Raw genomic sequence first — 22947 nt, 5'->3', positions numbered from 1 at the left:
AATGAGTCAAGTAAAGAAAGCCGTTATTCCAGTAGCAGGTCTTGGAACGCGTATGTTGCCAGCAACCAAGGCGATCCCAAAGGAAATGCTACCAGTTGTTGATAAGCCACTTATCCAATACGTTGTATCCGAATGTGTGAATGCAGGCATAAAAGAGATTATCTTAGTGACTCATGCGAGTAAAAACAGCATCGAGAACCATTTTGATACCAGTTTTGAGCTTGAAGCCACGCTAGAAAAGCGTGTTAAACGTCAACTATTGGAAGCGGTTCAAGCAATCTGCCCCAAAGACGTTACCATCATGCACGTACGCCAAGGTGTCGCTAAAGGCTTGGGTCACGCAGTATTGTGTGCTCGCCCTATGGTTGGTGATGCGCCTTTCGCAGTGGTTCTACCTGACGTTATTGTTGATGAAGGTACATGTAATCCTAAGAAGGATAACTTGGCAGACATGACGGCTAAATTTAATACCAGTCAAGTCAGCCAAATCATGGTGGAAAGTGTTCCTCAAGAAGATGTTAGCAAGTACGGTATCGTTGATTTAGACGGTGCAGAACTGTCACCTGGTGAATCAGCGAAGATGCACGGTATGGTAGAAAAACCTAACCTATCAGATGCGCCATCAGATTTAGCTGTTGTTGGACGTTATGTATTGTCTGAAAAAATCTGGGATCTTCTCGCTAAAACCACGCCTGGTGCAGGTGATGAAATTCAGCTAACAGATGCTATCGATTCTTTGATGCAAACCGAGCAAGTTGATGCTTATTACATGAAAGGCAAAAGCCATGATTGTGGCAGCAAGTTAGGCTACATGAAGGCGAACGTTGAATATGCGATGCGCCACCCCGAATTAGGTGCTGAGTTTAATGAGTTTTTACAGACGCTTGTGAAATAACTACATACTTAATTAAATGAAAAGCCCCGTGATGTTTTCTATCACGGGGCTTTTTTTATGCCTTAATCTTACGTTAATCGTTAGTTGACCTGTACGTGAGCAGCGAGTTTAGCCACCATTTTTTTACCAATACCTTTGACGTTAGTAAGATCGCTGATTTTAGCGAACTTACCACTTTTGTCTCGATAGGCGATGATCGCCGCTGCTTTTTTCTTACCAATACCTGGCAATGTGACTAACTGCTCGGCTGTTGCCGTATTCAAATTGATCTTCTGCGACTTCTTCTGTGTGACACTGCTTTTGTCTACTTTGGCCTCAGCAACAACGTTGCCAACATAACCAGACAATAAAACACCTGCAAAAAATAGGGTAGCGATAAACTTCTTCATAGTGAAACTCCTTGTTTAATTGATCCATTTCGGTGCAATTGCACAGCAGTAAGACTAGTCGCGCTTTTAAATAAGGTAAAGAAAAGGGGCTTATATATAGTGCTAAGCGAAAAAAAGGGACTCAGTAGAGTCCCCTTTGTAATAAATAGACTTGGGATTTATAAGCGTTCTAACATTGCTTGAGTGAAGTCACTTGTTCCGTGCTCTCCACCTAAATCTCTTGTGGTGCGGTCGCCCGTTTCAATGACTTGTTTTAGTGCATAGCGGATTTTTTCAGCTTGCTCGCCCATATTTAAGTATTCAAGCATTTGTATGGAAGCAAGGATAACCGACGTTGGGTTCGCAAGGTTTTTGCCTGCAATATCAGGCGCTGAGCCATGCACGGCTTCAAAAATCGCACAGTCTTGCCCGATGTTTGCGCCTGGCGCCATACCCAAGCCGCCAACTAAACCAGCACAAAGGTCAGATAAAATATCACCGAATAAGTTTGTGGTAACAATGACATCAAACTGATGTGGGTTCATTACTAATTGCATGCAGCAGTTATCGACAATCATTTCAGTCGATTCGATTTGCGGATAACGTTGTGCCACCTCACGAGCCACTTTTAAGAATAAACCAGATGTTGACTTCAAAATATTCGCTTTGTGTACCGCTGTTACTTTTTTGCGACCATCACGAATTGCCATTTCATAGGCGTAGGTCAAAATACGTTCAGCACCTGTGCGCGTAATTTTGCTCATGGCTTCGGCTTCGTTTCCGTCCTCAGACACGACTTGACCAAGACCTGAGTACATTCCCTCTGTGTTTTCACGTACGGTTACTATGTCGATATCTTCATATCGCGCTTTCGTACCTTTAAACGATAATACAGGGCGCAGGTTGGCGTATAACTGGAATTTTTTACGTAAACTAACGTTGATTGACGTGAAGCCTTCACCAACGGGTGTGGTTAGTGGCCCTTTTAGGGTGACTTTATTTTTAGCGATTAAATCAAGCGTTTCTTGTGGTAACAGTTCCCCGTGGTTTTCTAGGGCAACTAAGCCTGCATCGGCAAAGTCATAATCAAAATCACAGCCTACTTTGTCTAAAATTTGTAGTGCAGAGTCAATAATATCTGGGCCGATACCATCTCCACGAATGACAGTAATGCGTTGCTTAGTCATAAACTAATCCTTAAAGTTAATTCTGACGGGGGGCCGTCAATTGTCGTCTGTCGAGCGCTGCTATGAATACAGCGATATGTGCTATGTTTATCAACACACAAGTCGTTATTTTTAGGGCGCGATTTATACCACAAAACCGCTATTAAAACCAGTTGTGATAAGCTGTAACGCGGAATTACAACGGTGAAAAACTATGACAGATGGCATAGGCTTCAGATTTGATAAGCGCTAATTCTTGCACATTTATACGTAAGGCTTTACAGGCGCTATTACAATATTGTTGGCTTTGCACACATCGTTTGGCATCACTAAAATAAAGTTCTCTCGCCAGCATCAAGCTGATCCCCAAAATAGCAGCCAATTCGACCTGAGGGCTTCGCTTATTCTCGGTTAGGTAATTCGCATCGTGGTAATTATTCAATGCGACAATCTCGTGACGCCGCTGCTGCCAAGCTTCAGCCATGGACACTGCATGACTGCGTAGCTGTTCCGGCTTTATGCAGCGCACTAATGTCGTCATATCATAGCTAGTACGGTTACTTTTTTGCCATTGGGTTTGAATTTTTAGTTGAACATGGGTAAATAAGCCGACGCAGGCAAAATATGCCAAGGTGCACGCTTGTTCGGGAATGCCAATATTTCCTATTTTCGCTAAGCTCGCTGCAATGTGGCCGCGTAACTGTACGAAGCTAATAAACGCTCGTTGCAAAGGGAAATGGTGTTGGTTTAATCTACTTAGCAGCGCCTGTTGCATAATAATGCTGCCAGAGCGCTCGAATCCATGCATCATCAAGCCGTGCTGAATGTCTTTAATAGGAAGTTTTTGTCGACTACTTTGGGATGCGGTCTTACGTAAGTGCTGGGCAAATGAAGGCTCCCGTGCAATGGCTAAGCTCAATTTGTTGATATCTTGAATCGGTTTATTTAGCTGGCTTTGTATTGCTGTTAAGGTTGCAGGGGGGCGGCTCATTTTAAAACTTTGCATAAATGGCGACTCTGCTTTCGTGCTCGACTCTTGCTCAAATAACTGCCAATTATTTCCCCACCAAGTTGTGAGATTACTGAGTTTCTTTATTGCTTGCGCTGGGTAAGCGTGTTTGACGCGAACCCTGTCAACAGTAAAGTGAGAGGAGTGCATCGATGTATGTCGGGATGTGCTTTGTGGATAACAAAGCAATTTATCACCTGCGATGCCGATAACTAAAGCCAGTGAGTCATCATCTAACATGACATAAGTGCCAGGCGGTGTAGCACTTGGGTATGCCATCAGCGGCTCTAATAACTGTGCTTGCGCACTTGGCGAATTTTGAACAACTAATGCAAGGGCGCTTTGAAAGCTCTGTTTCGTCTTATTTTGTGGATTGTGCATCATCAAAGTTAGTCGGATTGCCAAGGCCAAGGCAGATGTGTCGATGCTCTCGTGCTGTAACCAGTTAAGGTGTTCTCTGAAGGTTTTATTGAGCCACAAACCGTGGCGATATCCTTGTAACCACACGCCTTGTTGGTACTGGGTTAATATGCGACAGAATGCTGTATCAGGGGATATTTTGGCCAGTGGTTCATGATGTGTCACTTTTGCTAAGCCGGACTGCTCACTTTGGTCAACATTAGATGCTTCTTCAGCTAACCCAAAAATACTTAAGGCTGCGCTCATGAGTTGAATCGTGGTTGTTTCGTTAAATCGATTGCGCACGCACAACAGCGCTGTCATCAAACTAGCGCTGAAGGCTAAATTGTAATGACGCGGTAGCGACGCTTTATAAAGATGTATTTGTGCGAAGGTAAGATCTGGGTACTGTTTGGCTAATCCTAATAACGCGTTATTGAAATCAAGCGTTTTTTGAACCAAGTCTGGTTCCGGGGCAGGGCGGCGATAGAACGCCAGCAACTTATGTAAGCTCTGATACTGCTGTTTAATTAAACTATCAGGCACAGAGCGGGTAACCCTTATAAAGTTAAATAATCTTGGTAGGCACTGTCACCCCAAGCAATTAACTCGTCATTCTGCAAAAGAAGTGCTGTGCACTCATCCTGAGTTGTGATGCCGTCGGATTTTACATGTTGCGTCCGAAAGAACATGACTTGATACATCCCACCGTCGGTTTTTTTGGCTTCACTGATATCAGGGCCGCCGAGCAAGGCTAATATTTGTTGTTTGGTTTGCCCTAATTCAAGTTTAGCAACTTGAACCTTGTTGTACTCTTCACGATCTTTCCAGTCCATATCTTGAGCATTGTCAGGGTAAAACAGCAATACAGCTGCTACGAAAACAGCATACAAAGCTACGCCAATGCCAATACGAGTGACTATTTTCTTATTCATTTTTGTCGTTCTATCATGATTAAAATTTAATAACTGAGCGGGTAATCTCTCATAATGTTTAAAAATACCACGCCCAGTTTTATTTTATTACATAATTTCGTAACAAGGCACGTATTCACTGCCTGGTAATTTCATTCGCTGCTGAACAACAAACGATTGCAGTAATTCATCCATTAAGGTCATGAGTGCTCGGTCGCCATTGAGTTTAAATGGACCTTGCTCGCGGATCAGTTTGACGCCTTCTGCTTTTACGTTGCCGGCGACTATACCGGAAAATGCCTTACGTAAATTTGCTGCCAGCTCAGCTTTGGGTTGATCAAAATGCAGATTTAATGCTGTCATACTGGCATGGCTGGGAATGAAAGGTACTTGAAACTCCTCTTCGATTTTCAATGACCAGTTAAAGTCAAACGAGTCACCGCGGGCTTTACGATAGGCGCGTACATCTGCTCTTTTTTGATTTATGGTCTGAGCGACCAATGTGGGATCATCAACGATGATCTGGTAAAGAGACTGCGCTTCTTTACCTAGGGTTGCCCCAATGAATTTGTCTATGGCGTGAAAGTATCCTTCACAGATTTTGGGGCCGGTAAGAATGATGGGTAACACTTGCTCTTTATTTTCTTCATTCAGCATGAGCCCAAGTAAATAAAGAAGCTCTTCTGCGGTTCCCGCTCCGCCAGGAAAAACGATAATCGCATGGGACATGCGCACAAATGCTTCTAAACGTTTCTCTATATCGGGCATGATGACGAGCTCGTTCACGATCGCATTCGGTGGCTCAGCCGCAATAATACTGGGTTCGGTAATGCCTAAATAGCGGCGATTTTCGTAACGTTGTTTCGCGTGGCCAATCGTCGCACCTTTCATTGGGCCTTTCATTGCGCCTGGGCCACAACCGGTACAACTGTTCAGCTCGCGTAAGCCCAATTGATACCCTACCTCTTTGGTGTATTGGTATTCCGTTTCGCCAATTGAGTGCCCGCCCCAACAAACCACTAAGTTCAATTCAGCGGTATTTTTAATGGTTTGCGCATTACGCATCATATCGAATACTTTATGCGTGATATACGCCGATTCCGCCACCCCAGGGAACTCTGACGCATCAAAGCTATCCCTCATATGGAGCAAATCACGCAGCACAGAGAACAAGTGCTCGTGCACACCTTTAATTAATTTGTCATCTACAAAGGCGATAGCAGGTGGGTTAATTAACTCAATTTTTACCCCGCGCTCACGACTGATTAAACGGATATCGAACTTGGCGTTCTCTTCAAATAGGTCTTCACAGTTATCTGTTTCAGCACCGCTATTTAATACGGCTAAGCAACAACTTCGAAACAAGTGGTAAAGCTGACTGTCAGCAGATTGGTTTAGCTTGTCGACTTCTAATTTAGACAATTGGCTCATAGCGCCAACGGGGTTTAACTGAATACTTCTCATTGATTTCCTTAAATGAAAACAGCATGGACATGTGAAAGAAAAATAAGTGGCTCACATGTGACTAATGCTGTTTTATTGGCGAGCTAATCTCAGCTCTGGGTAAATACTCTCGAAATTACTTCTAAATGGATTAATGTCTAATCCGCCGCGACGGGTATAACGTGCATACACAGTCAGTTTCTGTGGTTCACAATATCGCATGATGTCGCTGAAAATACGTTCTACGCACTGTTCATGAAACTCATTATGCTGTCTAAAAGATATTAAATAACGCAATACGCTTTCTTGGTCAATTTTACGGCCGTGATACCGGATCAACACACTGCCCCAATCGGGTTGATTGGTGATCAAACAATTAGATTTGAGTAAGTGACTACACAGAGTTTCTTGCACCTGCTCTTCTTCAACCTGCAAAATTGATGGCGCTAAGTCGTAGTTGTCGACACTAATATCTAAATCGTCGATGCACTGAGCCTCAAGTGTTCCAAGTTGTAAGCCAGGAAACGTTTCTCGCGCAAAAAGCTGTACGTTTACAGGCAAGCCTGCACAGGCAGATAGATCTTTGCTGATCATCTTTTGTACATGAAGAATAGATTCGATTTTGCTTTGGTTGAAGCTATTTAAATAAAGTTTAAACGATTTAGACTCGATTAAATTAACTGACTCGCAAGGTATTTCACAGCGCAAAATAGCCACTTCTGGCTTACCTTTTAAGTTTAGCCACGACAATTCGTAACCGTTCCAGCGATCAACCCCTTTAAATGGCAATGTGTCACCTAAATTGAGTTCATCACGGTTTAGGCTGCGAGGAACGCCTTGCAGTAACTCTGGGCTGTAGTGTTCTTTATATTGTGTCGCTTTGCCTAATGTTAAGGAGCTTAAGATATCCGAAGGAAGTGATTTATCTTGCATGTAAGAGCCTCTAGCTGATGACAGGTTAACGATATATTACATTAGGTTATGCCTTATTTTACCAGAAGATGAAGCCAATTTAATGCTACATTATCCCGTATTTGAAACGAAGTACGGACTCACAATATGACTTCAACAGTAAATCAATCATTAGATGATTTTATGGGACGTTTCGCAGCCTTTGTTAAGGAGCATGCTGAAGCAGGGGCCATTGAGTATGACGAGGATTGGCCATCCCCTTGTTACGCTACAGACGTGACCCCTGAATCAGGCACATCAATTCCTTGGAAACCGGTATTGCGTGAGCAAACATCTGAATTTAAAGACCTATCAGAGGCGTTAGAATTAACACTGCATCCCGATGTAGCGCAATTTTATTCTCGCTACTGGAGCGACAACATAGTGGCGCAGCACCCTAGTGGTAAGTTGCAGATATTACAGGCGTGGAATGAAGAAGATTTTGAACGACTTCAGCAAAATATCGTGGGGCACATACTCATGAAACGCCGCTTACGCCAACCCGAGACTATCTTTATTGCACTCACAGATGAAGATGATTTTGTATTAAGTGTGGACAACCAAACGGGGGCGGTGATGCTAGAGCAAGTTGGTTTGCAGCCTAAAGAGCAAATATCCCCCGACTTAGCGACTTTTTTAGATGAAATAGAGCCCACGACGACTGACTAATTATTTACACCTTCGCTAGCAAATTTTCCAGTTGCTGAGTTAAATGGAGCAGCTGCTTTTCAAGCTTAGCCACTCTATCTTCTAGCGTGGCAGGCTCAGCACTTGTTGTGTTTTCTTCTTTATTAGACTCCACTAACTGATCGGGTTGCGCTTGCCAGCTTTGAATGCCTTTTATGGCATCAGGTACTGATAATTTTCCCACTGCGCGGCTGCGCACTAATCCTACACTTGGTTTTTTCCCCTCTGTAGCTAGCGTTTGGCACAGTGCCACAATTTGGGATAAAGGTTTTGTCATGAGTTTGGTCAATTCAGCGAAATTTTAGCGGTAACGACTATTTAACCTGAGCTAAGGTATTTTGTAAATTTAAAATAGTCTTTTAAATCAAATAGATAAATATTGGCGTTGTTTTTGTATATTCATCATCAAGTGAATATCACGACGCACATAAATTGTTATTGAATAAAACTAAAAACAGGAGTTGTTTATGAAGCCATTCATTCTGGCGGGTACATTGGGGTTATCATTATTATTGTCGGGCTGCGTGATATCTGTGGACGGTGATGGCCATGACGGTTATCAATCTGATTGGCAGAAAAAAGAAAGAAGCAATCGCAAAGAAGTGGCGCGACTTCAGCCGAACTTAAGTACGGGGGAGGTGATGGATCGTATGGGCGTCGCTGATTTTAGCGAGTTCGTAAAGAAAGGTGATGATCAATATCACGTTTTATATTATCGCACACAGCGCAAAGATGACGATGGTGTAACGACAAAAGACGAATGCACGCCTTTGGTGATAAAAAATGATCAGCTTGTGGGGTGGGGGGATTCTGCTTTAAATATGTTGAATCAGTAGATATCAAACACATCATGCTCGCTATGAGCATGATGTAAATTATTGTACGAGCATGATATAAATTATAAGAATGATTTAACGCAATCGCGTGTTCAATTGGTCAATTAACTCTGCCCACTCCGCATCTTCTAGCAATGCATTTCGAATAAACTCCGCTTGCGTTTTTGACCAAAACTCTGCGTCTTCTATGTGCACACCTTGGCGCAACCCTTTATGTTCCTCAATGAAAGCCTCAACATCACCTTCCTGATCCCCTAAACCCAACTGCTGAAAGAGGTCACCCATCGTCGTGTGATAATTTTCCATTGAATACTCCTGATATTTTAATGGTTTATGTTTGACTTAATTGTCGTTTTACAAAATATTAACATGTATTATGGAAATGTAATGAGAATTAAAACCTCCTAGGAGAGAGCAGCATGCCATTATCTCAAACCGTTGTCGCCCCAGATATGGATAACATCAAAGCGATATATTTAGCCGCGGAAGATTTAAAGATTGCCGCGTCAATTTTATATCAGGCATATCATGATGATCCTTTGTTCATGGACATATTCCAACACAACAAAGAAGGATATGAGTCTCGGTTGCGTTCAGCCATCCGAGAAGAGCTCAATGCTTTTTGGCAAGCTAGGCAACCTATGATAGGGCTATTTGACGGTACGCGTTTACTCGCCGTGGCCTGTTTGATTGGGCCGGATGCTGAATTTGGGCCAAGCCGATTTTGGCACTGGCGTCTTAAAATGCTATTGACTGCTGGTTACTTTGGCACCAAGCAGATGGTAGATAAAGAGCAGAAGGTGCGAGAGCATATTCCGGCTCAGCGCTACCATATGTTGTCGTTTATAGGTGTGCACCCTGACTACCAACACTACGGCTTAGGGCATATTTTGATGAGTGCCATTGATAGTGTGATGAAAGAAGATGCTGCCAGTGAAGGGATTGGTGTATACGTCACCTTACCTAAATGTTTATCTTTTTTTGAAGATGGGCAATATAAAATGCTCGAAGCATTAGAAACAGGACATATCACAGGCCATTTAATGTTTTGTGAGCGCCAGTAATTGTCAATTTTTGTACTTTTTTTTACAAATTTGCCGAATAAAAGTGGAACTTCTGTAAACCAAGCCTAATTTAATTACCCGCCCCACCGTTTAGCGTTAGGATATAAACTCCACCCCTTGTAAGAGATTTCGTACAAGGGTGTAGGATAAAGTCATTTTAAACGCCAGTATTTCTCTGTGTTATATTTTTAACTTATTGAAATTTATGTAATTTAATCCAAAATTTAGACTTTAGGCTAAGAGGTGTCACACAAGTGTCACGGATCTATGTCGAAAATGTTTTTGTTTGTTATATAGTTTGTTTCGTCACAGGGAAACACGACGAGTCAGGAAGACACAAGGATGACCTAGGACAAGCTCAGGACGAGCAATACAGTTTAAAGGATAAACTGTTATAAGGATTATCAGGAAAGGCTCAGTATGAGCACCCCATTTGGAAATGGTAATAAGGAAAAGGACACACTCAGGACGAGTGCCCATTCTGGATGAATGGAAAGGATGTCAAGGATACTTCAGGACGAAGTCGCGCGACAGCGCTATGGACAAGGACCCGCTCAGGACGAGCGTTCATTCGGGATGAATGGAACAGGGATGAAATGAATGCTTCAGGACGAAGTTGCTCGACAGAGCTAAAAGGATATGGACTAACTCAGGATGAGTTGCTTATAGGGATGTAAGCGCATTGGACGCAAACAGGATCGCTGTTGGGAAGACAGCACTCACCTAGGAAGGTGATAAAAGGAAAAGGACACACTTGGGATAAGTGCCGCATTCAGGATGAATGACAGAAGGACAAGACAAGGATGGTGTGACGTAGTTGTTGCGAAGGAGCGCACAGAGGGACCTTCAATTTTTATGTAAAGGCGTGGCTTGAAATGATTCAGGCCGCGCCTTTGCAGTTTCTGGGCTCAATAAAGAGGCCGTGTCTAACTCAGCTTACATTTACTTTTCTAAACGATTAATCTACTCGATAAGCAGGAGTATCAACGTTTAGAATGTGCTTTCCGGCCATAGTAAGCGTGCCTTGATAACTGTTTTCACCATTACCTGAAAATTCAAATACGAAGCAACTTTGCCAATCGAGCTTTCCTCTGTAACTACCCAAGCGGGTTTTATGCCGTGCATTGCTGATTAGTTGCAAGCCATGCTTATCACAATACTGAGCGAGATATTGGTTAGCCTTTTCAGTAATGGCTCGCATGCGCCAAAACTGAAATACCACCAATAAGATCACCAGAAATAAGGTCAAATCAAACAAATTCATTTTTGTTGTCCACTGAACAAATGGCCGATCATTTGCGTTACTGCTGGAGTTTTATCTTGCCATCTGATGACACCGAGCATAGTAGGGCGAATACCTGGGATCTGCACTAAGTCACTGTATAAATCGGCGCACAGTTCGATATCAATGTCGGCGAGTTGACTAATATACTGGCGCAAGATTTTTTCGTTTTGTAAACAGCGCCAATGTCTTGCTGCAATCAACAACATGATCTCTGGCGTTTTACTGTGCTGCGAATCCAGTACGCGCTGGATAAATGTGTTAACGACAGTATTAGCAACACTTTGGCTTAACGCGCGTAAGGTCCACTGGATCTGCAGAGGCTCATCAAAACGCTGGTGCGCATGGTCAATTAAACACTGGCTAGTGTCTTTATCTAAAGTGTAATTCTCAAGTGATGACATTAACGCTTGCTGCACTTGAGGGGCTACCTTAGTAATATTTTCAGTAATCAACAGCGCGCCTTCTTTACGGCGCACGCTCGCGGCAATATCGGCAATACCTTGCAATGCGACATTCTGCCAGTCATGGGCTTGAGGCTGAGCTAAGTAACGCACAGCAGGTGAATAATACTCACTGGGCGGTAGCTGTAATACATTGCGGCTCATGCTATTAAAATCGGCCAGTTGCTGTTGGTTTGGAACGAACGTATACGGATTTTCTGGTAACCGCCCTTGGGCCGCTTTGTTGTGTTCTAACTGGGCGCCTAAAGCATCAGTGATTATTTGTAAAAAATGATTGCGCGTAGCACTGATAACTAAACCTTTTTCATCTAAAGGAAGTTTTACAAACCAAATGTAATGCTCTCGACTCAATTGCCGACTAAAGAAAATAATACCAAACCATGCGTGTTGCTGGCGAGGATAGGGGGCAGCTTCACTGGCGTTTTCTATGTTTAAAAAAGTCTGGCTATCAATGCTGCGAATAGACCGACCCATATCAAATACATGGTATTCAGTTTGAGCGTGAAGAAGAAATTCACTGATGGAGCTGATTTGATTCATGTTTACCTATAAACTGCCGCGCATTACGCGGAAACAACCTAATTTTGAGATGATTAAATATGAGCGGAAGCATGCCATGTAGCGCCTCAGAAGTCCAAGTAGAGAAGCTGTTATCGCAATTGGCCGAGGCACTAAAAACAGCTGAACAGTGGACTTATTCCCCGCCATCACAGTGGGCAATGCAAAGTGAATTGCCTTTTGCTTGTGATCGTATGGGATTTGCTCAGTGGCTGCAATTTATCTTTATTCCCAAGATGAATGAATTGTTACAAGAAGAAAAGCCACTGCCCACACGAATGGCACTTATGCCGATGGCACAAGAGTGGGCTAAAGAATACACGACAGGACAGCCAACGCGGGAACCTGTACTTGACGTGTTAGCGCAAATTGACCTCGCGTTTTGTGGAGCAGAATAATGACATTAACTATTTTGTATCAAGACGAATGCTTAGTCGCTATTCACAAACCCGCTGGTTTATTAGTACACAGAAGTATGATTGACCGTCACGAAACCCAGTTTGCGATGCAGATGCTCAGAGACCAAATCGGTCAGCATGTGTTTCCGGTTCATCGTTTAGATCGCCCAACCTCCGGAGTACTAGTGTTCGCTTTATCTGCAGATATTGCGCGCCTGCTGGGGGAGCAATTTGCTGGTAATACAATTGCAAAAACGTACTTCGCCATCGTGCGCGGCCATGTAAAAGAAGCGGGTTTGATTGATTATGCCCTTAAAGAAAAGCTCGATAAAATAGCAGATAAGCGTGCTAAACAAGATAAAGACGCCCAAGAAGCACAAACAGAATACGTGCCGCTACAGCAATTCGAGTTGCCTTTTGCTGTCAGTCGTTATCCCTCGGCTCGATACACGCTCGTGCGGCTGCACCCAAAGACGGGTCGCAAACATCAATTGCGTAGGCACATGTGCCATATTAATCATCCCATCGTGGGTGATACCACTCATGGTGATGGAAAACACAATAAATTTATGCGTGATCAGTTTTCATTTAATGGTTTGGCATTGACCTGCCAACAAATGTGCATGACACATCCAGTAAGTAACGAAAAATTGGCGATAGTGAATGATTTCGATCAAAGGATGTCTACATTGATGGTGCAATGGGGCTGGGAATTACCATCGTTAGATAGGTTAGATCTGCTTTCAAATAGTCGGTAAACTAATTTTGTTTTATCAAAGGAAGAGTAAAAAATGAGTAAAGTAGGTATTTTCGTTGGTTCAGTTTACGGTAACGCCCAACATGTTGCAGAGCAAGTACAAGAGCTGCTCACCAGTAAACAAGTGGTTAGCGAAATATATGACGACCCAAGCATTGATGATTTTAAACGCTGTGATGGGTACATTTTTGTTTCTTCCACTACGGGGCAGGGGGATATTCCGCCGAATCTCGAGTTTTTTGTTGCAGATTTAAAGGACATGTTCCCTTTGATGGATCAGAAGCCGTTTGCTGTCATTGGCTTAGGTGATAGTAGTTACTGTGATTCGTACTGCGGGGCGGGCGAGCAAATACAAGCGCTATTACTTGAGTTACAAGGCAAGCCAGTTGCAGGTATGCTTAAGATTGATGCTTGTGAAACTCTTGAGCCTGAAAAAGAAGCGTTGGCTTTTATAGAGCCATTGGCCGCTGAATTTGCGTAAAGTTGTGACGTAAGTTGCCCTAACTTAAGCCATTAAAAAGGCGAGATGTCATGTCGACACCTCGCCTTTTTTGTGTGAAATACGATACTGCGTTGACTTCACTAATGTGATTGTGCCAGTTCTTTAGGTGCTGGGCGCGTCTCAATATCGCTATTTGCCATAAAATAAGCAAGCAACGCATAAGCGGCCTGGTTTTGTGCTAATGCTTTTGGATCAACCTTGTCTAATGTGTCATTCGCCGTGTGATGGTAGTCAAAATAATAGGTGCCATCTTGTAACAGAGAAACCACGGGCACCCCGTGCTTGGGGAGCATTGACACATCAGGGCCGCCGCCAGCTTGGTTATGGCCTTGTTTAATGCCTATTTTGGCAAGGGCGGCAAATAAGGGGGTAGCTGCCTCAACAGCGTCCGGCGCAAAAAGGGTATCCATTTGATAAATTTCCCCCGCACCAAAGTCAGACTCTGCTGCAACAATAATATTGCCTAATTCCTCTTTGTGCTTACGGGTATATTCCTGCGCGCCAGTTAAGCCGAATTCTTCAGACGCATAAAGTACTACCCTGATCGTCCGTTTGGGTTGGCCAGTTAGGGTTTTTATCAAGGTAGCTGCGCCGGTAACAATCCCGACACCTGCGCCATCATCCAACGCACCTGTGCCTTCGTCCCATGAATCTAAGTGAGCACCTATCAGCACAACCTCTTCAGGAGACTCTGTACCGGTAAATTCCCCAATAACATTATAAGACGTCTGCCAGCCGTGTTCTTTAGCACGCATGTCCACTGCTAATGTCACATCATTACCTGCGTCGATCATAGCTTGTAAGTTGTCAGCGTCAGCGTTTGATAACGCGCCTGCGGGTATTTTCTGTACATCGTCGGAATATTGCATAACACCGGTATGCGCAAAACGCGAATTATCGGTACCGACGGAGCGAATAAGGACCGCTTTGGCGCCTAATTTTGCCGCCTCAATAGCACCTTGTGAGCGCCCAATAACGACAGGGCCGTAGCCTTTACCAGCGCGATCACGTTGCATGCGTTGATTAATGAAAACGATTTTTCCATCTACTTGCGCTGCGTCAGCTTGTTTTAATGAAGCCAAAGAGTCGAACATAGTCACTTGAGTGGTAAGGCCGCCTTCAGGAGTGGCCACTGATCCACCTAATGCGGTGATAAATAATTTCTGCTGATAAGGGGCGATGATTTTTGCATCTGCAATACCGCGAGACCAATTTCTTACGCGAACAGGCTCTTTGTAGACGTTATCAAATCCCAGTTCTTTAAATTTATTTTCCGCCCATTCAACCGCGCGCTTATCACCTTCACTGCCCGCTATTCGTGGTCCAACTTCTACTGTGAGTGATTTCACTATTTCGTAAGCGGTATCGCTATTCATCGCTTTCGAACTTAGTTCAGCAAGTTGAGTAGTCGCTGTGTGCGTTGGTTCAGTTGATGCACAAGCACTGACCAGCAAGGTGCCGGTTAGTGCAAGCGAACGATACAAATGTATGCTTCTCATGTGATTTCCTTAAATGAATATTATTGTTTATTTATATCAATCCCAGTAAAAATAATTAACCACTGAGCAATTATTTACTGGAATGGTATTAGGGGCTGTAGATCTTTGTGGTATAAATTTTGTTCAATCTAAACGCTTTTTAATCGCGGCGCTCATTTGCTGGCCTAGTGGGCTAATTCAAAAAATAGCAATAAAGAGTAAAAAGTGTTTAGGCAGAATCCTTCCGACTGCGTTTGTGCAGTATTTCTAGTGCTTCAGCACTCACTCAAGTAGAACAACTACATCACTCTCGCGCTTTATAGTATAAATACCGCACAACTCGCTGCAAAAACACACACCAAAGATCAGCAGCCCCTAGCTCAATTTAATGCAAGTTTGGATGAATAACTTAATTTAACTTAATTCAAGTTACTTTAATCTGGCTCAAAAAGGAGAGGGGCAGTGAGAAACGTAAATTATAGGCACAAAAAAAGCGCCTAAGCGCTTTTTTGACAATAAAAATTCTGAACCGATATTAAGCTAATGCTTTAATCTGTGCAGACAAACGGCTCTTATGACGAGCAGCTTTGTTTTTATGGATAAGACCTTTAGTTGCCATGCGGTCAATCAAAGGTGTAGCAGCTGCAAATGCAGCTTGAGCAGATGCTTTGTCGCCAGAAGCGATTGCAGCAAGTACTTTCTTCAAAGATGTACGTGTCATCGAACGACGGCTAGCGTTGTGCTGGCGGCGTCTTTCTGATTGTAGTGCACGTTTCTTAGCAGACTTAATGTTAGCCAAGTGGAACTCCCAAAAAATTCTAGTCAAAATTCAAGGGTGCGGATTGTGCCTATCAGACCTGTGTTTGTCAAATGCTTTTGCGTATTTATTGTGCAAAACTGCAGTTAATTCTCAGGGTATCGTAATGCTGGATTTGAATCGTGTTCACAAGCAGCTAAATGAGCGATGTTAATAGGCATTCGCACCTGCCAGATAGTAGTTTACCTGAGTTCCGTGATTGAGCGAAGAGGCAATGCACTAAGAAGTTAAATTAACGCCACATTCTTCACCTCATTCCCGCTCACCTCATACTCGCTCACCCCATACCTGTTCGCCTAATCAGGGGTGCAACTCGGTTACACCGAGTGAGAGTGTGCTTATACCTGTAGGTGATTGTTTTTCAGATGAATGCTTCTAACTAAATTACCCTTGGCGCATAATAGGCACTGTGTTTAAGCGCAGTGTTATTCGGGTTATCTAATTTTTAAAGGAAGTCGTGTGTCGAATCGTTTGTTGAAATCCGGATTGATTGTCAGTTGTATGACGTTTTTATCACGAGTCTTGGGTTTGGTCAGAGATGTTGTGGTGGCGAATTTAATGGGTGCTGGGGCGGCAGCTGATGTGTTTTTCTTTGCTAATAAAATTCCCAATTTTCTTCGTCGTTTATTTGCTGAGGGCGCATTTGCTCAAGCGTTTATCCCTGTGCTGACAGAAGTTAGCAATGAAAATGACAAAGATGCCATGAAGCAATTTATTGCCAAAGTGTCCGGTACGCTTGGAGTAATAGTGACCGTAGTAACGTTTCTCGGCGTCATCGGTTCTCCGGTGGTCACTGCGCTGTTTGGCGCCGGCTGGTTTATGGAGTATCTCAATGATGAGCCCCAAGGAGCGAAATTCGAGCTGGCAGCCTTGATGTTGAAGATCACGTTTCCTTATTTAATGTTTATTTCGTTAGCAGGCTTAACCGGCGCCATTTTAAATACCTTAAACCAATTTGCTGTGTCCGCATTCACCCCAGTGCTGTTAAATGTAGCCATTATTAGCTGTGCTATTTTTATGGCGGATACCTTTGAAGAGCCAGGTTTTGCATTAGCGTGGGGAGTATTTATTGGTGGCATAGTGCAATTCTCATTTCAGCTACCTTTCTTGTACCGAGCTGGATTACTGGTAAAACCGCAATGGGGATGGTCAGACCCACAAGTAACTAAAGTGCGTAAATTGATGATACCGGCATTGTTCGGGGTATCGGTTGGCCAGCTTAATTTGTTGTTTGATACCTTTATCGCAAGCTTCTTAGTCACAGGCTCCATTAGTTGGCTTTACTACTCTGACCGCTTACTGGAATTTCCTTTAGGATTATTTGGTATTGCTATTGCTACTGTCATACTGCCGACCTTATCGCGTAATCATGTGACAAACGATGCCAAGGCGTTTAGTGCCAACATCGACTGGGCGCTGCGGATGGTAAGTTTATTAGGAATTCCCGCTGCGGCTGGTTTAATGATCTTAGCGGAGCCTATGTTGATCGTATTGTTTAAACGCGGTGAATTTACCGCATTAGACGCCACTCTCGCCTCGTACAGCTTAATCGCCTATGCCACTGGATTACTTAGCTTTATGTTAATTAAGGTACTTGCTCCGGGATTTTTCTCTCGTCAAGATACTAAAACACCGGTGAAGTACGGTATTTGGTGCATGGCGTCGAATATGGTGTTTAACTTAATTTTCGCTATTCCATTCGGGTACCTCGGATTGGCGATAGCCACTAGTTTGTCAGCCACCATGAACGCGGGCTTGTTATACAGCAAGTTGCATCGTTTAGGGGTCTACAAACTCTCTGCGAGTACCCTGTTGTTCTTAACAAAAGTCTTAATTTCGACCTTAATCATGGCTGCTGGGCTTATCTATTACCGACCGACGATTGCTAATTGGCTGATGTGGGAGCCGATGATGCAAATGACACAATTGGCCATCATGATAGCGGGAGCTGGGGCGGTGTTTTTATTGAGTGGATTTGCCCTCGGGATACGCCCAAAACAGTTACTATCAAAAGCAATTCACGTTAATTGAACGAACTGCGCTATAACGGGCTGTATCTCTGCGCGTAGTTCGCTATAATCCGTCGCTTTGATTTTAGCCAAACAGTATTAAACATGAGATACATGCTCGGGCAACTTACGTGCTTGGAGTAGCTTAAAAGCTGATGTAGTGGCTTGGCTTGATGACGTACTTAATAGATGACGTACTTAATATAAGAGGAACGAAGTGGAATTAGTCCGCGGTTTACATAATCTTCGAGATAAACATCGAGGATGCGTACTGACAATTGGAAAGTTTGACGGCGTTCATCTGGGGCATCAAGCCGTGTTAAGTCAAGTCGTTGTGAAGGCAAGGGAACTGGGCTTGCCTGCTACCGTTATGGTGTTTGAACCTCAGCCTGAGGAATTATTTACACCGGATAACGCACCCGCGCGACTCAGTTTATTACGTGATAAATATGTACAACTTAAAGCACTAGGTGTAGACCGTTTATTGTGTTTGAAGTTTGATAAACGTTTTGCCTCTTTTACCGCAGAGCAGTTTGTTGAGCAGCTATTAGTTAAAGACTTAGGTGTGCAATTTTTAGTCGTGGGCGATGACTTTCGCTTTGGCAAAGGGCGAGTAGGTAATTTCGCTATGCTGCAAGTTGAAGGGCGAAAATGCGGTTTTAGTGTGGTGAGTACGCAAAGCTTTCGCTTAGAAGATTGCCGTATTAGCTCGACCGAAGTCCGCAATGCACTGAGTGAAAACAACTTTTCGCTTGCTGAAAAGATGCTTGGCAGACCGTTTACGATTTCGGGCAAGGTACTGCATGGTGATAAAAAAGGCCGCACGATTGGCTTTCCTACTGCCAACCTATTGCTGAAACGCTGTAATGCCCCCATTAATGGTGTGTTTGCGGTTCAAGTTGACATAGCAGGTAAGGCATATAGTGGCGTGGCGAACATTGGCACGCGCCCAACGGTAAATGGCCAACGTTCTCAGTTAGAAGTGCATATTTTTCATTTTACCGGCAACCTATATGGTCACTTTATTTCTGTGGCCATAAAAGCAAAATTACGCAACGAAATTAAGTTCGATTCGTTCGAACAGTTGCACCAACAAATACAACGTGACGCCGAGCAAGCAAAACAATTGCTTGGGGTTAACTGAAATTTAATGACGAACAACGACGATTTTGGATTTAGCAATCAATGAGTGACTACAAACATACTTTGAATTTGCCTGAGACTGAGTTCCCAATGCGTGGGAATCTTGCTCAGCGCGAGCCTAAAATGCTGCAAGACTGGACGAATAAAGCGCTGTATCACAAAATTCGCGCTGCTAAAAAAGGCAAAACGCCTTTTATCTTGCATGATGGCCCTCCGTACGCCAATGGTGATATTCACATTGGCCACGCAGTGAATAAAATTCTTAAAGATGTGATTGTTAAATCAAAAACCTTATCAGATTTTGATTCGCCTTACGTACCCGGTTGGGATTGTCACGGCTTGCCAATCGAACTCATGGTTGAGAAAAAAGTCGGAAAACCTGGTAAGAAAGTCACTGCAGCAGAGTTTAGACAAAAGTGCCGAGACTATGCCGAAAAGCAAATTAATGGGCAAAAAGCTGACTTTATTCGTTTAGGCGTGCTTGGCGAATGGGACAAGCCCTACAGAACAATGGACTTCAGCTCTGAAGCGAACATTATCCGCGAGTTGGGTAACGTTGTACGCTCTGGTCACCTTGAAAAGGGCTTTAAGCCTGTTCATTGGTGTACAGACTGTGGCTCTGCCTTGGCTGAAGCCGAAGTGGAATACCAAGACAAAGTGTCGCCGTCTATCGATGTGCGTTTCAATATTGCCGATGAAGCCAGCTTCACCAAACAATTTACCGCAATAGGTGAAGGTTTAGGTGAAGGCACAATCTCAGTGGTTATCTGGACCACCACGCCTTGGACGTTGCCTGCAAACCGCGCAGTTTCATTGCACCCAGAATTAGAATATAGCCTGGTTCAAGTACAATCAGAAAATGGTAACGAGCGCTTAGTTGTGGCAACAGACCTACTTGATGAGTGCGTTAAACGTTTCGGCTTTGAGAATACTCACGTGTTGGGTACTGCCTTAGGCCAAGCCCTAGAAAACATGCAGGTACAGCATCCGTTTTACGACTTCACTGTGCCACTTATTTTAGGTGAGCATGTAACGACAGATTCAGGTACTGGCTGCGTACATACTGCGCCAGGTCATGGTGTGGAAGATTTCAACGTCGGTCGCCAATATAACCTTGAAGTTGCTAACCCCGTCGGTGCTAACGGTGTTTATCTTGAAAACACACCGATATTTGCCGGAGAGCATGTCTTTAAGGCGAATGAACATGTGGTTGAAGTATTAGCAGAGCGCGGCGCGCTAGTGCATCACGTTAAATACACCCATAGTTACCCACATTGTTGGCGTCATAAAACGCCGTTAATTTTCCGTGCGACACCTCAGTGGTTTATTAGCATGGACAAGAATGGCCTACGCGCAGCGTCCATTAAAGAAATTCATAAAACTCAGTGGATCCCTGAGTGGGGCGAAAGCCGCATCGAAAGCATGGTAGCGGGTCGCCCAGATTGGTGTATATCACGTCAGCGTACGTGGGGCGTTCCTATCGCGTTATTCGTGCACAAAGACACAGGTGATTTGCACCCAAATACCGACGCCTTAATTGAACAGGTGGCTCAACGTGTTGAAAGCGAAGGCATACAAGCGTGGTGGGATATTGACCCCCAAGAAATGCTAGGGGATGATGCAGATACGTTCGTTAAGGTATTAGACACATTAGACGTTTGGTTTGATTCAGGTGTGAGTCACTACTTTGTGGTCGATAAGCGTGATGATATTCCTGCGTCAGCTGACTTGTACTTAGAGGGCTCTGACCAGCACCGAGGTTGGTTTATGTCATCACTGATGACCTCTGTTGCTACTAAAGGCCATGCACCTTATAAGCAAGTGCTTACTCACGGTTTTACCGTTGATGGTAAAGGCAAAAAGATGTCAAAGTCTTTGGGTAACACGGTTGCTCCTCAACAAGTTACCAATAAACTGGGTGCAGATATACTGCGCTTGTGGGTGGCATCGACTGATTATCGCAGTGAAATCGCGGTGTCAGATGAAATCCTTAAACGTTCGGCTGATGCCTATCGCCGTATTCGTAATACCTCACGCTTCTTGCTTGCCAATTTAACCGGTTTTAACCCAAAAACTGATTTGGTTCCGTTTGAAGAAATGGTTGAATTGGACAAGTGGGCCGTAAGCCGTGCCCACACCATGCAACGCGAGATCGTAAAAGCCTATGAAGCTTATGATTTGCTGGTGGTGACACAGAAATTGATGCAGTTCTGTTCGATTGAAATGGGCAGTTTCTATCTGGATATCATCAAAGATCGTCAGTACACCGCGAAGAGTGACAGCCACGCACGTCGCTCATGCCAGTCAGCTTTGTATCATATAGTTGAGGCGCTTGTGCGCTGGATGGCACCGATCACTAGCTTTACTGCTCAGGAAATCTGGCAAGAAATGCCATGGCAAGAAGACGAATTCGTTTTCACCGGTACATGGTATACAGGGTTGACTGCTCAAGCGGACAATACCGAATTTAACGATGCATTCTGGCAGCAGGTGTTAGCGGTTAAAGATGAAGTTAATCGTACAATTGAGCTGGCTCGTAAAGAAGGCACTATTGGTGGCTCTTTAGAAGCAGAGGTGAAAATTTACGCTACCGCAGAGCTTGCTGAGTTGCTTAGCAAATTACAAGATGAAGCGCGCTTTGTGTTTATTACCTCGTCTGCAACAGTGGAAGCGGTTGAGAGCAAGCCTGCTGATGCCACAGAAACCGAAGTGCCTGGATTGTGGTTACATATCAGCGCATCAGAAGGCAAAAAATGTGCTCGTTGCTGGCATCACCGTGAAGATGTGGGTACAAATGAGTCGCATCCTGAGTTGTGTCAGCGCTGTGTCACTAACGTTGATGGCGAAGGTGAAACGCGCGCCTATGCTTAATTTATTTAGACAAAGCGGTCTGCGCTTTTTGTGGTTAGCCGTGGTGGTGTTTGTCATCGATCAGGTTACTAAGCACTGGATCGTGGCGAATTTAGAGCCGTACCAAGCGATTCAGTACACCTCTTTTTTTAACTTAACTCACGTGTACAACTACGGGGCAGCATTTAGCTTTTTAAGTGATGCTGGTGGTTGGCAACGTTGGTTATTCACAGGTATTGCTATCGCCGTATGTGGTTTAGTCACCTGGTGGTTAAAAGAAACCACCCGCCAACAGGTTATGTTGCCTGTGGCGTTTTGTTTGATTATTGGTGGCGCGCTCGGCAATGTGTTTGACCGTTTATTACACGGTTTTGTTATCGATTTCTTAGTGCTTTATTACCAAGATTGGTATTGGCCTGCGTTTAACGTAGCTGATAGCGCAATCTGCTTAGGCGCGTTTTTACTAGTCATAGATATGTTTAAAAATAAGGACAATGTAAATGAGTGATTCATCTGTAGTCATAACAGACAACAGTGAAGTGGTATTGCACTTTGACTTGAAATTATCTGATGGCTCAGCGGCGGACAGCACCCGAGTCAATAATAAGCCTGCTAAGCTTGTTATTGGCGATGGTAATTTGACCCCAGGCTTCGAAGCCTGTCTTTTGGGATTAAGCGCAGGCGATAAAAAGTCATTTACCCTTGAGCCTCAAGACGCGTTCGGTTTTCCAAACCCAGACAATATCTACCATCTTGATCGCAACAAATTCAGTGGCGAAACGCCAGCAGAAGAAGGCATGATCATGACCTTTTCTCAACCTGATGGAAGTGAGCTGCCTGGTATTGTGCGCTCAGTCGCGGGGGCGTCAGTCACGGTTGATTTTAATCATCCTTTGGCTGGGCAAACGATTACCTTTGATGTCGAAATTATCTCAGTAGCGTAACTTACGCCACTGA

General features: G+C 44.0%; 24 protein-coding genes. 12 read left to right on the top strand and 12 right to left on the bottom strand.

Features of this window, described 5'->3' with window-relative positions; translation table 11 throughout:
* The first annotated feature begins 1 nt into the window (after nucleotide 1).
* Nucleotides 2–895, top strand: a complete 894-nt coding sequence (gene galU, locus PATL_RS16415) for a UTP--glucose-1-phosphate uridylyltransferase GalU (protein WP_011575935.1) — start codon at nucleotides 2–4, stop codon at nucleotides 893–895.
* A gap of 80 nt (nucleotides 896–975) precedes the next feature.
* Here the strand turns inward: galU and PATL_RS16410 are convergent, their stop codons facing one another.
* From PATL_RS16410 to queF, 6 genes are all read right to left on the bottom strand, one after another.
* Nucleotides 976–1284: a ComEA family DNA-binding protein gene (locus PATL_RS16410; protein WP_011575934.1), complete on the bottom strand. Its 309-nt coding sequence runs from the start codon at nucleotides 1282–1284 to the stop codon at nucleotides 976–978.
* A gap of 158 nt (nucleotides 1285–1442) precedes the next feature.
* On the bottom strand, nucleotides 1443–2450 hold the full coding sequence (locus tag PATL_RS16405; protein WP_011575933.1) for an isocitrate dehydrogenase: 1008 nt from the start codon (nucleotides 2448–2450) through the stop codon (nucleotides 1443–1445).
* Between the two features lie 175 nt (nucleotides 2451–2625).
* Entirely contained in the window at nucleotides 2626–4383 is a 1758-nt protein-coding gene (locus PATL_RS16400; protein WP_011575932.1) for an HDOD domain-containing protein, read from the bottom strand.
* Nucleotides 4384–4397: 14 nt separating this feature from the next.
* Complete coding sequence (locus PATL_RS16395) at nucleotides 4398–4772, bottom strand: DUF3192 domain-containing protein (protein WP_011575931.1); 375 nt, start codon at nucleotides 4770–4772, stop codon at nucleotides 4398–4400.
* Nucleotides 4773–4859: 87 nt separating this feature from the next.
* Nucleotides 4860–6215 carry a nucleotide 5'-monophosphate nucleosidase PpnN gene (gene ppnN, locus PATL_RS16390; RefSeq protein ID WP_011575930.1) on the bottom strand — a complete coding sequence of 452 codons (1356 nt, stop codon included), beginning with the start codon at nucleotides 6213–6215 and terminating at the stop codon, nucleotides 4860–4862.
* A gap of 72 nt (nucleotides 6216–6287) precedes the next feature.
* The gene (gene queF / locus PATL_RS16385) at nucleotides 6288–7127 is read right to left on the bottom strand and encodes an NADPH-dependent 7-cyano-7-deazaguanine reductase QueF (RefSeq protein ID WP_011575929.1); all 840 of its coding nucleotides are present in this window, start codon (nucleotides 7125–7127) and stop codon (nucleotides 6288–6290) included.
* A 126-nt stretch (nucleotides 7128–7253) separates the two neighbouring features.
* Here queF and syd point away from each other — a divergent pair, with 126 nt between their 5' ends.
* Nucleotides 7254–7814, top strand: a complete 561-nt coding sequence (gene syd / locus PATL_RS16380; RefSeq protein ID WP_011575928.1) for a SecY-interacting protein — start codon at nucleotides 7254–7256, stop codon at nucleotides 7812–7814.
* 4 nt (nucleotides 7815–7818) lie between these two features.
* Here syd and PATL_RS16375 read toward each other — a convergent pair whose 3' ends face one another.
* Nucleotides 7819–8109 (bottom strand): hypothetical protein, encoded by a 291-nt coding sequence (locus PATL_RS16375; RefSeq protein ID WP_011575927.1) that lies wholly within the window; start codon nucleotides 8107–8109, stop codon nucleotides 7819–7821.
* A gap of 190 nt (nucleotides 8110–8299) precedes the next feature.
* On the opposite strand from PATL_RS16375, the gene PATL_RS16370 reads away from it, so the two are divergent.
* On the top strand, nucleotides 8300–8668 hold the full coding sequence (locus tag PATL_RS16370; protein WP_011575926.1) for a DUF3192 domain-containing protein: 369 nt from the start codon (nucleotides 8300–8302) through the stop codon (nucleotides 8666–8668).
* A 75-nt stretch (nucleotides 8669–8743) separates the two neighbouring features.
* Here PATL_RS16370 and PATL_RS16365 read toward each other — a convergent pair whose 3' ends face one another.
* Complete coding sequence (locus PATL_RS16365) at nucleotides 8744–8974, bottom strand: DUF2789 family protein (RefSeq protein WP_011575925.1); 231 nt, start codon at nucleotides 8972–8974, stop codon at nucleotides 8744–8746.
* A 113-nt stretch (nucleotides 8975–9087) separates the two neighbouring features.
* Between PATL_RS16365 and PATL_RS16360 the strand changes: the two genes are divergently transcribed.
* Nucleotides 9088–9732 carry a GNAT family N-acetyltransferase gene (locus PATL_RS16360; protein ID WP_011575924.1) on the top strand — a complete coding sequence of 215 codons (645 nt, stop codon included), beginning with the start codon at nucleotides 9088–9090 and terminating at the stop codon, nucleotides 9730–9732.
* Between the two features lie 958 nt (nucleotides 9733–10690).
* Here the strand turns inward: PATL_RS16360 and PATL_RS16355 are convergent.
* Both PATL_RS16355 and PATL_RS16350 read right to left on the bottom strand, forming a co-directional pair.
* Nucleotides 10691–10996 carry a DUF3301 domain-containing protein gene (locus tag PATL_RS16355; protein WP_011575923.1) on the bottom strand — a complete coding sequence of 102 codons (306 nt, stop codon included), beginning with the start codon at nucleotides 10994–10996 and terminating at the stop codon, nucleotides 10691–10693.
* A complete protein-coding gene (locus tag PATL_RS16350) occupies nucleotides 10993–12018 on the bottom strand; it encodes a DUF3549 family protein (protein ID WP_011575922.1) in 1026 nt (341 codons plus the stop codon). The genes PATL_RS16355 and PATL_RS16350 overlap by 4 nt, the downstream gene beginning before the upstream one ends.
* 71 nt (nucleotides 12019–12089) lie before the next feature.
* Between PATL_RS16350 and PATL_RS16345 the strand changes: the two genes are divergently transcribed.
* Genes PATL_RS16345 through PATL_RS16335 form a run of 3 tightly spaced genes read left to right on the top strand, consistent with a single transcriptional unit; the run spans nucleotide 12090 to nucleotide 13672 of the window.
* Nucleotides 12090–12434: a YqcC family protein gene (locus PATL_RS16345; protein WP_041713979.1), complete on the top strand. Its 345-nt coding sequence runs from the start codon at nucleotides 12090–12092 to the stop codon at nucleotides 12432–12434.
* The gene (gene truC / locus PATL_RS16340) at nucleotides 12434–13192 is read left to right on the top strand and encodes a tRNA pseudouridine(65) synthase TruC (RefSeq protein WP_011575920.1); all 759 of its coding nucleotides are present in this window, start codon (nucleotides 12434–12436) and stop codon (nucleotides 13190–13192) included. Before PATL_RS16345 ends, truC begins: the two co-directional genes overlap by 1 nt.
* 33 nt (nucleotides 13193–13225) lie before the next feature.
* Nucleotides 13226–13672, top strand: coding sequence for a flavodoxin domain-containing protein (locus PATL_RS16335; protein ID WP_011575919.1), 447 nt, complete (start codon nucleotides 13226–13228; stop codon nucleotides 13670–13672).
* 101 nt (nucleotides 13673–13773) lie between these two features.
* Here PATL_RS16335 and PATL_RS16330 read toward each other — a convergent pair whose 3' ends face one another.
* Nucleotides 13774–15192, bottom strand: a complete 1419-nt coding sequence (locus tag PATL_RS16330) for a M28 family peptidase (protein ID WP_011575918.1) — start codon at nucleotides 15190–15192, stop codon at nucleotides 13774–13776.
* A gap of 514 nt (nucleotides 15193–15706) precedes the next feature.
* Nucleotides 15707–15970 carry a 30S ribosomal protein S20 gene (gene rpsT, locus PATL_RS16325; RefSeq protein ID WP_006993166.1) on the bottom strand — a complete coding sequence of 88 codons (264 nt, stop codon included), beginning with the start codon at nucleotides 15968–15970 and terminating at the stop codon, nucleotides 15707–15709.
* Nucleotides 15971–16447: 477 nt separating this feature from the next.
* Between rpsT and murJ the strand changes: the two genes are divergently transcribed.
* The 5 genes from murJ (at nucleotide 16448) to fkpB (ending at nucleotide 22934) form a co-directional block, all read left to right on the top strand.
* Nucleotides 16448–18019, top strand: a complete 1572-nt coding sequence (gene murJ / locus PATL_RS16320) for a murein biosynthesis integral membrane protein MurJ (protein ID WP_011575917.1) — start codon at nucleotides 16448–16450, stop codon at nucleotides 18017–18019.
* 195 nt (nucleotides 18020–18214) lie between these two features.
* Entirely contained in the window at nucleotides 18215–19141 is a 927-nt protein-coding gene (gene ribF, locus PATL_RS16315) for a bifunctional riboflavin kinase/FAD synthetase (RefSeq protein WP_011575916.1), read from the top strand.
* A gap of 41 nt (nucleotides 19142–19182) precedes the next feature.
* Nucleotides 19183–22011 (top strand): isoleucine--tRNA ligase, encoded by a 2829-nt coding sequence (gene ileS, locus PATL_RS16310; protein ID WP_011575915.1) that lies wholly within the window; start codon nucleotides 19183–19185, stop codon nucleotides 22009–22011.
* On the top strand, nucleotides 22004–22498 hold the full coding sequence (lspA, locus tag PATL_RS16305; RefSeq protein ID WP_006993162.1) for a signal peptidase II: 495 nt from the start codon (nucleotides 22004–22006) through the stop codon (nucleotides 22496–22498). Before ileS ends, lspA begins: the two co-directional genes overlap by 8 nt.
* Nucleotides 22491–22934: an FKBP-type peptidyl-prolyl cis-trans isomerase gene (fkpB, locus tag PATL_RS16300; protein ID WP_006993161.1), complete on the top strand. Its 444-nt coding sequence runs from the start codon at nucleotides 22491–22493 to the stop codon at nucleotides 22932–22934. The genes lspA and fkpB overlap by 8 nt, the downstream gene beginning before the upstream one ends.
* Nucleotides 22935–22947: the final 13 nt, after the last annotated feature.

Source organism: Paraglaciecola sp. T6c (assembly GCF_000014225.1).
In the GTDB taxonomy this organism is placed as follows: domain Bacteria; phylum Pseudomonadota; class Gammaproteobacteria; order Enterobacterales; family Alteromonadaceae; genus Paraglaciecola; species Paraglaciecola atlantica_A.
Note: the sequence above shows the minus strand (reverse complement) of the source record. Positions and strands in the feature narration are given on the sequence as shown.

What these genes read in the sequence shown, in the direction of transcription:
- PATL_RS16370 (WP_011575926.1), top strand. Translation starts at nt 8,300, where the DNA reads ATGAAGCCATTCATTCTGGCGGGTACATTGGGGTTATCATTATTATTG.
- truC (WP_011575920.1), top strand. Translation starts at nt 12,434, where the DNA reads ATGACATTAACTATTTTGTATCAAGACGAATGCTTAGTCGCTATTCAC.
- PATL_RS16330 (WP_011575918.1), bottom strand. Translation starts at nt 15,192, where the DNA reads ATGAGAAGCATACATTTGTATCGTTCGCTTGCACTAACCGGCACCTTG.
- PATL_RS16345 (WP_041713979.1), top strand. Translation starts at nt 12,090, where the DNA reads ATGCCATGTAGCGCCTCAGAAGTCCAAGTAGAGAAGCTGTTATCGCAA.
- PATL_RS16335 (WP_011575919.1), top strand. Translation starts at nt 13,226, where the DNA reads ATGAGTAAAGTAGGTATTTTCGTTGGTTCAGTTTACGGTAACGCCCAA.
- ileS (WP_011575915.1), top strand. Translation starts at nt 19,183, where the DNA reads ATGAGTGACTACAAACATACTTTGAATTTGCCTGAGACTGAGTTCCCA.
- PATL_RS16375 (WP_011575927.1), bottom strand. Translation starts at nt 8,109, where the DNA reads ATGACAAAACCTTTATCCCAAATTGTGGCACTGTGCCAAACGCTAGCT.
- syd (WP_011575928.1), top strand. Translation starts at nt 7,254, where the DNA reads ATGACTTCAACAGTAAATCAATCATTAGATGATTTTATGGGACGTTTC.
- fkpB (WP_006993161.1), top strand. Translation starts at nt 22,491, where the DNA reads ATGAGTGATTCATCTGTAGTCATAACAGACAACAGTGAAGTGGTATTG.
- galU (WP_011575935.1), top strand. Translation starts at nt 2, where the DNA reads ATGAGTCAAGTAAAGAAAGCCGTTATTCCAGTAGCAGGTCTTGGAACG.
- PATL_RS16360 (WP_011575924.1), top strand. Translation starts at nt 9,088, where the DNA reads ATGCCATTATCTCAAACCGTTGTCGCCCCAGATATGGATAACATCAAA.
- PATL_RS16405 (WP_011575933.1), bottom strand. Translation starts at nt 2,450, where the DNA reads ATGACTAAGCAACGCATTACTGTCATTCGTGGAGATGGTATCGGCCCA.
- PATL_RS16365 (WP_011575925.1), bottom strand. Translation starts at nt 8,974, where the DNA reads ATGGAAAATTATCACACGACGATGGGTGACCTCTTTCAGCAGTTGGGT.
- ppnN (WP_011575930.1), bottom strand. Translation starts at nt 6,215, where the DNA reads ATGAGAAGTATTCAGTTAAACCCCGTTGGCGCTATGAGCCAATTGTCT.
- PATL_RS16410 (WP_011575934.1), bottom strand. Translation starts at nt 1,284, where the DNA reads ATGAAGAAGTTTATCGCTACCCTATTTTTTGCAGGTGTTTTATTGTCT.
- PATL_RS16355 (WP_011575923.1), bottom strand. Translation starts at nt 10,996, where the DNA reads ATGAATTTGTTTGATTTGACCTTATTTCTGGTGATCTTATTGGTGGTA.
- PATL_RS16350 (WP_011575922.1), bottom strand. Translation starts at nt 12,018, where the DNA reads ATGAATCAAATCAGCTCCATCAGTGAATTTCTTCTTCACGCTCAAACT.
- lspA (WP_006993162.1), top strand. Translation starts at nt 22,004, where the DNA reads ATGCTTAATTTATTTAGACAAAGCGGTCTGCGCTTTTTGTGGTTAGCC.
- queF (WP_011575929.1), bottom strand. Translation starts at nt 7,127, where the DNA reads ATGCAAGATAAATCACTTCCTTCGGATATCTTAAGCTCCTTAACATTA.
- PATL_RS16395 (WP_011575931.1), bottom strand. Translation starts at nt 4,772, where the DNA reads ATGAATAAGAAAATAGTCACTCGTATTGGCATTGGCGTAGCTTTGTAT.